Here is a 3,132-nt window from a genome sequence, read left to right on the forward strand (position 1 = left end):
GCTGCGGCGCCACGAGAACGGCCGCCCGTTCGTCGCCGCCGGCGCGCCCTGGTTCATGACCCTGTTCGGGCGGGACAGCCTGCTGACCGCGTGGATGGCCCTGCCGCTGGACGTCGGGCTGGCGGTCGGCACGCTGCGGACCCTCGCCGCGGCGCAGGGCCGCGTGGTCGACCCGCTGACCGAGGAGGAGCCCGGGCGGATCATGCACGAGCTGCGCCGCGGCCCGGACAGCGCCGCGGTGCTGGGTGGCGAGCACTACTACGGCACGGTCGACGCGACGCCGCTGTTCGTGATGCTGCTCGCCGAGTCCTGGCGGTGGGGCGCCGACGAGGACGCGGTGCGTGCGCTCCTGCCGGCCGCCGGCGCGGCGCTGGCGTGGGTGGACCGCTACGGCGACCGCGACGGCGACGGGTTCGTCGAGTACCGGCGGGCCACCGACCGCGGCATCCTCAACCAGGGCTGGAAGGACAGCGCCGACGGCGTCAACGACGCGGCCGGCCGGGCGGCCGCCACGCCGGTCGCGCTGTGCGAGGTGCAGGGCTACGTGTACGCGGCGTTGCTGGCTCGCGCCGAGCTGGCCGAGGGCTTCGGCGACCCCGCGACCGCGGCACGTCTGCGGGAGCGGGCGGCGGAGCTGCGGCTGCGGTTCGCCGACGCGTTCTGGCTGCCCGACCGCGGCTGGTACGCGGTCGCGCTCGACGGGCGCAAGCAGCCCGTCGACGCGCTCACGAGCAACGCCGCGCACTGCCTGTGGACCGGCATCGCCACCGACGAGCACGCGGCCACCCTCGTCGAGCGACTGTCCACGGCGGACATGGACACCGGCTACGGCCTGCGCACGCTCGCGGCGTCCATGGGCGCCTACAACCCGATGAGCTACCACAACGGCTCGGTGTGGCCGCACGACACGGCGATCGCCGTGGCCGGGCTGATGCGCTACGCGCACCTGCCCGGCGCGGTCGACCTCGCGCACCGGCTGGCGGACGGCCTGCTCGACGCGGCGGCCGCGTTCGGCGGCCGGCTGCCGGAGCTGTACTGCGGTTTCGCGCGCGCCGAGTTCAGCCCGCCCGTGCCGTTCCCGACGTCGTGCTCGCCGCAGGCGTGGGCCAGCGCGGCGCCGCTGCTGCTCGTGCGGTCCTTCCTGGGCCTGAACCCGCACGTCCCGCGCGCGACGGTCGCCACCGACCCGCACCTGCCGGCGCGGTGGGGCGAGGTCACGCTGTCCGGGCTGGCGCTGGGCCCGGTGACCGCGCACGTCAGCGCGACCGGGGACAAGGCGGCGGTGACGGGTTTGCCGGCCGGCTGGAGGCCCGCTTGAACAGCTCGGCGAGTTCCGGTGGCACCCGCGAGGATGGTGGCATGGACACAGGACTGCTCAGCCTGGTGTGGCCCGGCACGGGAATGGACACGCTGCTCACCGACGAGGCCTGGGTCGAGGCGATGCTGTCGGTGGAGGTCGCGCTGGCCCGCACGCAGGCCCGGCTGGGCGTGATCCCCGCGGACGCGGCCGACCGGATCGCCGAGGCGGCCGCGTCGGCCCGCATCGACGTCGCGGACCTGGCGGTGCGGGCCCGCGGCTCGGCGAACCCCGTGGTGGAGCTGGTGGGTGAGTTCACCGCCGCCGTGGCCGAGCTCGACGAGAAGGCCGCCTCCTGCGTGCACCGCGGGAGCACGAGCCAGGACATCCTCGACTCGGCCACGATGCTGCTCGCCGCCCGCGCGCTGCGCCGGACCGACACCGACCTGTGCCGGGTCGCGAACGCGCTGGCCCGCCTCGCCGACGAGCACCGGCACACCCCGATGGCCGGCCGCACGCTGACCCAGCAGGCGGTGCCGACGACGTTCGGCCTCAAGGCGGCCGGTTGGCTGACGCTCGTGCTGGACGCGCTGGAGCGGGTGCGGCGGGTCGCGCTGCCGGTGCAGGTCGGCGGCGCGGCCGGCACGCTGGCCGCCTACCTCGAGGACGCCCACGCCGCCGGTGTGCCCGTCGAGGGCCACGCCGCCGCGCTGACCGAGGGCGTGGCCGCCGAGCTGGGACTGCCCGCGCCGGTGGCGCCGTGGCACACCCAGCGCACCCCGGTCGCCGAGCTGGGCTGGGTGTGTTCGGTGGTCACCGGCGCGCTCGGCAAGCTCGGCGTCGACGTGCTCGGGGCCGGCCGCACGGAGGTCGGCGAGGTGGCCGAACCGGCCGGTGAGCGCAGTGGGCTGTCGTCGGCCATGCCGCAGAAGCGGAACCCGGTGCTCGCGACGCTGCTGGTGTCCGCGGCGCGGCAGGCGCCGTCGTACGCGGCGATGCTGGGCCAGAGCATGCTGGCCGAGGACGAGCGCTCGCCGGGCGGGTGGCAGTCGGAGTGGCAACCGCTGCGGGAGGCGCTGCGGCTCGCGGGCGGCGCGGCCCACACGGCGGCGGAGCTGGCCGAGGGCCTGCGCGTGTTCCCGGACCGCATGGCGGCGAACCTGGCCATCGGCGGCGGCACGATCGTCTCCGAGCGGCTGAACGTGGCACTGGCCCCGGTACTGGGCAAGGCGGCGGCGAAGTCGCTGCTCGGCCGGATCGCCGCCCGCGCCGCCGCGGGCGAGGGCACGTTCGCGGACCTGCTGCGCGAGACCCCGGAGCTCGAGGACGCCTTCGGCGACACCCTCGAGGACCTGCTCGACCCGGTCCACTACCTCGGCGCGGCCGGCGAGCTGGTGGACCGGGTACTGGCCCGCAAGGCGACGCTCGCGTAATTCGGTCGCCCCGCCCGGATCCTTGCGGGAGGATGGACCTTCGGCGCGCGAGTGTGCGCGAGAAACCAGACCACAGTGAGGAGGCGTTCCGCCGTGCCGGAAAGAAGAACGGCGGTACTGCTGGCGCTACGCTACTACTGGCGGGAACTGGCCAGCCGCAAACGGATCACCCTTCCCGCCCTCTTCTTCCCCGCGGTCGGGAACATCTGCATCCAGTACGTCACGCCGTTGATCGTCGCCGGGCTGGCCGGGCGGCTCATCGACGGGATGCCGGTGAAGTTCGCCACCGTCGCGCCGTGGGTCCTCGGTTTCGCCGGCGTGCTCCTGGTGGCGGAGATCCTGTGGCGCATCGGCATCCACTGCCTCAACAGGACCGACGGGCTCGGCATCGAGCGGCTCTAC

At 75.1% G+C, this 3,132-nt stretch carries 2 protein-coding genes and 1 pseudogene; all 3 read left to right on the forward strand.

Translation table 11 applies throughout. From position 1 onward, the window contains the following. Window positions 1-1,318 (forward strand): amylo-alpha-1,6-glucosidase (locus ACJ73U_RS19130; protein WP_407779013.1); only part of this gene is annotated, 1,318 nt, incomplete at its 5' end. Window positions 1,319-1,359: 41 nt separating this feature from the next. Then, window positions 1,360-2,730, forward strand: coding sequence for an adenylosuccinate lyase family protein (locus tag ACJ73U_RS19135; RefSeq protein WP_407779014.1), 1,371 nt, complete (start codon window positions 1,360-1,362; stop codon window positions 2,728-2,730). Window positions 2,731-2,823: 93 nt separating this feature from the next. After that, window positions 2,824-3,132, forward strand: a pseudogene (locus ACJ73U_RS19140) (ABC transporter ATP-binding protein); the annotation flags it as partial.

Origin of the sequence: Actinophytocola sp., assembly GCF_045807065.1 — a bacterium.
Taxonomy (GTDB): Bacteria; Actinomycetota; Actinomycetes; order Mycobacteriales; family Pseudonocardiaceae; genus Actinophytocola.

Coding starts and splice junctions, on each gene's coding strand:
- ACJ73U_RS19135 (WP_407779014.1), top strand. CDS start 1,360: ATGGACACAGGACTGCTCAGCCTGGTGTGGCCCGGCACGGGAATGGAC.